This is a genomic window from Rhodopirellula maiorica SM1, from assembly GCF_000346295.1.
Lineage (GTDB): Bacteria > Planctomycetota > Planctomycetia > Pirellulales > Pirellulaceae > Novipirellula > Novipirellula maiorica.
Genome location: NZ_ANOG01000836.1, coordinates 1 through 6,390, shown reverse-complemented (window position 1 = coordinate 6,390; position 6,390 = coordinate 1). Strand labels below are relative to the sequence as shown.

The 6,390-nt window shown below is 57.0% G+C and carries 4 protein-coding genes; 3 read left to right on the top strand and 1 reads right to left on the bottom strand.

The genetic code is table 11. The features are described 5' to 3' along the window. The first annotated feature begins 260 nt into the window (after positions 1 to 260). A complete protein-coding gene (locus tag RMSM_RS37405) occupies positions 261 to 938 on the top strand; it encodes a CDP-alcohol phosphatidyltransferase family protein (protein WP_008704330.1) in 678 nt (225 codons plus the stop codon). 135 nt (positions 939 to 1,073) lie between these two features. Here the strand turns inward: RMSM_RS37405 and RMSM_RS26960 are convergent, their stop codons facing one another. Continuing rightward, complete coding sequence (locus tag RMSM_RS26960) at positions 1,074 to 2,480, bottom strand: pyridoxal phosphate-dependent decarboxylase family protein (RefSeq protein WP_008704328.1); 1,407 nt, start codon at positions 2,478 to 2,480, stop codon at positions 1,074 to 1,076. A 335-nt stretch (positions 2,481 to 2,815) separates the two neighbouring features. Between RMSM_RS26960 and RMSM_RS37400 the strand changes: the two genes are divergently transcribed. Continuing rightward, positions 2,816 to 4,585 (top strand): serine/threonine-protein kinase, encoded by a 1,770-nt coding sequence (locus RMSM_RS37400; protein WP_008704326.1) that lies wholly within the window; start codon positions 2,816 to 2,818, stop codon positions 4,583 to 4,585. Continuing rightward, positions 4,552 to 6,390 (top strand): hypothetical protein (locus tag RMSM_RS26950; RefSeq protein WP_040769549.1); only part of this gene is annotated, 1,839 nt, incomplete at its 3' end. The genes RMSM_RS37400 and RMSM_RS26950, both read left to right, overlap by 34 nt.

Genomic DNA, 6,390 nt, shown 5'->3' with positions numbered 1-6,390 from the left:
TCTTGACGGCTTGTTGATTTATTGAACCGCGACGCGTCAGCGGCCGGGTCCCACACGATACCCGGTGCCTTACGGCCCACGGCTCACGGCTCACCCTTGCGATTTCCATTTGGAGTAAATCAACAAGCCGCTGACGACTTCCGCTACGTCGGTGATGGTTCCGCAGGCCCTAGACAGCGACTCTTTTCCAGAATTTAGCGCAGGCTTTCCGTGCATCCAGGCTCCTTGTGGGTAGACCGAAAACCTGGAAGGAACCCAACATGTCCAAACGTGTGTCCCACAGCCTGCTCGATCCGCTCGTCGGGCCGCCTCTGACTGCCCTTTACCCGCATTTGCATATCCCACGTCGGTTTCCACCCGAAGGGATCGTTGCGATCGGTCATCTGTCGGCGATTGCCGGGGCGATCGGGCTTGCCCTTTCGACGACGTTTTGGTGGGGCGGATTGTTGGCGGCAGCCGGGATCGCCGGCAACCATTTGGCGGACTGTGTTGATGGGCGACATGCTCGTACGACAGGGCAATGCCGTAACGGCGGTGAATTACTCGACCACTTTACCGATCCGCTCTCGTTCACCTACTGGTTGGTCGGATTGGCCGTTGCTTGCGGCCGTCTGGATATTGGACTGGTCGCTGTGATTGTGCTGATGGCGATGGCGGTGCTAACCAACTTGCGTGCCAAGCTGACCGGCGAATTTACGCTCGCCGCGTTCGGGCCAACCGAGTTCAAGGCCTTGCTAACCGTCTTTGCTCTTGCTCTTGCAACGCTGTCCGTATTTGCGTCTGGTGTAACGCTAACAACTTGCCTTGTCGGCCTGGGCGGCTTAACAACACTCGGACTGATCCTGCTGCCGATTCAGTTGATCCAATCGGTTCGCGAAGTCAATCGCTGCGGCAATCAACCCGATACCAGTGAATGGGAAACCGCACGATCAAACTAATCAAGCCATTCATAACGCAAGTCCGACGCGAATATCAACGCGACAATTCTCGCTCGACGCCACCGCTGTCGGCAAACGCCCCTAGATGGCCTATCGCGGCATCTCGGTGGAAAACGGAGTCGGCAATCTCACCTGTTAAGACGATGCGGATTCTAGCGCCGCGAGCATTCCATTCCACACGTCCGCGATGTCGTGTTCGGTCGTCCGCCAATTCGACACGGAGATACGAATCGCCGGTGCGTTAAAATACTCCGTCGGTGTCATATAAAGCACTCCGTCCACTTGCACTGCCTGCAAATACGCTTGAATTTGGCCGTGCGTAACATTATCGCCAGCGAGCGTGAACACGATGCCATTCATTCGCACCGGCGCTAGCAAGCGAAACGCGCTGGAGGCATCGATCCGCTTGCCGATCTCCTCGGCGATCTGGCAATTTCGCGTCACGATTTCACGATAACCGTCGCGACCATACGCCATCAATGTGAACCAAGCGGGCAAGGCGCGGAAGCGACGAGAGTTCTCTGGTGTTAGATTCACGAAATTGCTTGGTGACGGATCCGCTTCGAGATAAGCGGCAGCGTTTTGGAAAACCTCACGCTGCAAATGCAAATGACGCGTAAAGATCATCGCCGAATCGTACGGCACATTCAGCCACTTGTGCGCGTCGATCGTGATCGAGTCCGCGCGATCCATTCCCGCAACCAGCGACTGCTTTTCCGGAACACAGGCGGCAAAACCGCCAAAGGCTGCATCCACATGCAACCAAACCGCGAATTCGCTGCACAGATCCGCCACTGCGTTCAAGTCATCATAGTCGACGCTGTTGACGGTCCCCGCGTTGCCAACGACCACACACGATTGCCCCGCTTCGCTGAGCTCGGTCAAGCGTTTTCGCATTGCCCCCACGTCGACGGCTTCACGACCAGGCAGCGTTGCAATTCGTTCCATGTTGTCACGTCCGAGCCCGAGCATCGCCATCGCCTTAGAAACGCTCGAATGAGGCGTCCCGCACAGCACATGGATCGGCGACAGTCCCGACAATCCCGATTTGGCAATGTCGACACCATTACGATGCCCAACCGATTGTCGCGCGGTCGCTAAACCAACAAAATTGGCCATCGTCGCGCCTGACACAAAAACACCCGCCTGCGCCGACGACAGACCAAACAATTGACGCAGCATCCCGATCGCAGCCAATTCAATCTGCGGCGCGATCGAATCCTCCGAACCGGTCGCATTCTGATCATAGATCGTCGTCAACCAATCGCCCGCGATACTCGCCGGAGTCGCGCCGCCCGTGACCAGCCCAAAGTAGTGAGGCCCTGCCGACCCACTCATCCAATCCGCATACTTGGATTGAAACAGATCATGCGTTGCCGTCGCTCCGATCCCAGCCTCCGGCAGCGTTTCAGCATCGCTCGCCGGTGGCACCACCCCAGCAGGTCGAGAGCTAGACGCATTGAGAAAACGGACGCTGTCCTCCAGCACACTCGCCAAAATCTGGTCAAGACGCTGGCGATCGGCGTGAAGTTGTTCGTACATAGGGCGTTGCTCTACGGAAGCGAGGCAAGTGCTGCTGCGTGTTTACTCGGGCACGGATCTTACCTCCGGCGAGCTGGCGTTGACAATGCACGTGACCAGCCGATCGGCTCTGGATAATTCAAACAGCCTACGACATAATTCAAACAGCCTACGACAGCTTTGGGGCTCTGCATCCTGCCGACCAATCTTTCGAGGCAAAAAAAGGGGCGAGTAACTCAGGTGCCCGGCATCCGTTCTTGTGATCATTTTGCGGCGTGCTCCATTTCTTGATGGATTGACTCGCAGTAAAATGACGGCGTGAAGAAACCGCGTGGCGTTGCATGGAGTGACTTGTGATGCCGATTGAAAAGCCGAACGATGCCGAAGACGAATCCGCCCCAACGTCGGGGTCGATCGCACCGACGTTTCCTGTGGATGAAACGATCGACGAACACGTCCCGATCAATGCACCACTCGGCTTAGCCGGCTTCGACGTCCTCGAAATGGCAGAGTCGAGCCAAAAAAGGCAAAGCCAACAACTTGGCGATTTCCGACTACTGCGCGAGATCGGACGCGGTGGCATGGGCGTGGTGTTCGAAGCCGAACAGGTTTCGCTACATCGCCGTGTTGCTCTAAAGGTACTGCGGTTTACACCCCACAGCGATGCCGATGCGATCACTCGTTTTCGCCGCGAGGCCGAGACGGTGGCGCACCTGCATCACACCAACATCGTTCCGATTTTCTATGTTGGATTCGAGCAAGGCGTCCACTTTTTCGCGATGGAGTACATCCGGGGACGCAGTCTTGCCGATGTGCTCGGCGAGACGACCGAACCAATCGATCCGATGACGGCAATGAACTGGGGTGTCCAAGTCGCCGACGCACTTGCGCATGCCCACCAGCGTGGCGTCATTCATCGTGATATCAAGCCGTCCAATCTGCTGCTGGACGAAGACGACCAAATCTGGCTGACCGATTTTGGCTTGGCGATGCGGCTGGACACCGTGACGCTCAGTATGACCGGCGCTGTCATCGGGACGCCACGTTACATGAGTCCCGAGCAAGCTTCAGCAGCTCGCGACCGATTGGATCATCGCTCCGATCTGTACAGCCTCGGAGCCACGCTGTACGAATTGATGACCGGGCGGCCGGTTTATTTGGCCGAGACGCCTCAGGGTGTCATCGATCAAATTTTGAATCAAGAACCGGTTGCCCCTCGCACGTTGTCACCGGCACTGACTCGCGATATGGAAACAATCTTGCTGAAGTGCTTGGCGAAACAGCCCGAGCAGCGATACGAGTCGGCTCATGCGCTTGCGGAGGATTGCCGAGCAGTTCTCGACGGTCGTCCGATCAAAACACGTCGGGCGAGTTGGATCGAACGATCGACGCAGTGGGCTCAGAAACATCGTTCCGCACTAAAATCGACCGCCCGATCGGTCGCAGCGACCGCAACGCTATTACTGGCCGTCTTGTTGTTGACGCAAGCGTATCAGCAAAGCCAGCGGGTCCCTGTTTCGTTCGTCACCGACGCTCCTCCGTTGGCGGCGGTCATCCGCGACAGCAGCGGTGAACTTGTCACCCGCCAAACCGTGCCGACGCAGCAGCCAATCGAGATCGCCGCGGGCGAGTATCAAGTGCAGGTTTACGGCGAGAACCGGCTCAGCGAAACCTACGGTGTCAACCTGCTTCGCGGTCATTCACCGATGTTTAATGTGGACCTCGATGAATCCTTGTTGATGCCGCCGTTGGAAGTCAACGGTGCCTACAAATTGGTTTCGGCGAACGGCCAATCCTTGATCGTGATGATGGACGACTCGGGGCTGCGATGTCTTGACCCTCAACAAAACCGACTGCGATGGACCGTGGCACTGGAAAAAGCGGCGCAGCCTCTGCTGAAGCCCGCGACCGGTTGGGTGTGGTCGTGGAAGCGTTTGATGAGCAGCAGTCCTTTCACAGGCTGGGGCAGCTTTGACCTAAGACCCTTTATTGTTAGCCCCGCCGTGGACCTCAACGGTGACGCCGTCGACGATTTAATTTTGGCGGCACGTCACCAAGCGATGGTATTGGCGATCTCTGGAAACGCGGCGGCTTGTTGTGGACCTCGGCACGCGGCCATGATCTAAAGCAAGAAATCACCAGCGAGTCGGAACGCAATTTCCAAGGAGTCCGTAGCAGCGTTTTGTATCCACCGATTGCAGTAGGCGATTTAAATGCAGACGGTGTCACCGATCTCGCCGTGATGATGGCCGAGCAAGAAAATCCGGCATCACAGGTCCGGCGTTGGCTCGAAACCGTATGCGGACAATCGGGAAAAACGATCTGGCAGAGCGACTTCAATGAATCCGACTTCGTCACGCCAGCAACGCTGGATGTCCCCGAACCCTTTCGCTGGTTCTATGGTTCCGCCGCCGCAGTGACTTCGACCGGCGGCATCCAGAGTGACTTTTCTGTAAACGGCATACGACGCCAATTGTCTCGGTTAGAACGCACCGGATATTTCCACCACGTCCCCAGTCCGGCGTTGCTGGCGTCCTGGAACACCGCCAACGCCGCGTTGCCGAAACAATTAACGATGATGGTCGGTTCGCGTCTGATTGCCTACGACACCGCAACCGGAACCCCGCTTGACCAGCCGATCGATTGTGGCGTGCAACCAAGCCGAGCCCCAATCGTGATCGATGTCGACGGCGACGGTGCCGACGAAGTGATCTTGACTCAAAGTTTGCCCGCCGTCATCGCGCCGGCCGCCACCAGTCCCACATCGCGGGTTCGGATTGCCGTCTGGTCGCTCGCGTATGCTCGGATGTTGTGGACATCCGATGTGCAAGCCGAACTGCCGGTTGCCGGTTGGAGTCGGACCATCATCGATCCACCGCAATGGCCGCTCGTTGTCGACCTGGACGACGACGGACGATCTGAATTGATTTTCCCCAGCGGTACATCCAAGGCCAACGGTAACCGCTTGCGAGCATGGGGTGAGATCGAAGTTCGCGATGCAACCACAGGCACCCTTCGCTGGAAACGAAAACTCAAGACAATGGATCAACAAGTAGACCATTTCTTAGTCGGTCCCGACATCAACAACGACGGAATTTCCGACGTATTTACTGCCACGCTGTGGTCGCGAGAGTTCGATTTGTACGTGGACGCATTGTCTGGTCGCGATGGGACAAGTCTGTGGGTAGGACGGCATCCTTTGACGGGTCCAACCGAGAGTGCGAGTTATCGTTTGGGACCACCGCTATGGTGGAACACAGGTAGCGACGGATGGCCTCAATTCCTGGTACCGGTTCATCCGCTGCAAGGCCACGATAAACTATCGCGCGCCGTTGCCTTCTCTGCTGGAACAGGCGAGGTAACGCGAGAGGGTCCAAATTTGGTTGCATTCGAAGCCGCCGCGACGCAGCAACATGGGCTAGAGGATTTGTTTGCTTTTGTTCCCCGACAACCGACATCACTTGATGCCGGTGGAGAATTGATTGGTTTCCGAGGAAAACCACGAGAATTGTGGAACCGCATGGGTGAACGCTGGTCCGCCACAGTGGATTTAAATCATGACGGTGTCCTTGATCTAACTCGGGTCTGGCCCGACGGAACGATAATGGCGGCATCGGGACGCGACGGACGCATGCTGTGGGAAACCCAGCTACCCGAAAAAGACATGCACCATTTGCGCGTGGTTGCTGCGGTACCACGACATGCCGGATCGCTCGGTGCGGGATTCTTGGCGGACGACAATCAGCTGCATCAGCCAAAGGTTAACTCGAAAAATCGGCAGTCCGCCCCTGGTGACTTTGACCGAGATGGAACCATCGATTTGCTGGCGTACGTTAGTAACTTGGCCAAGCCAGAACCGAGCGTGCCGCTGTTTGCTCTGTCCGGAAGCACGGGACGACGAATTTGGGCTGCCGATTTCCACGCTCGCTTT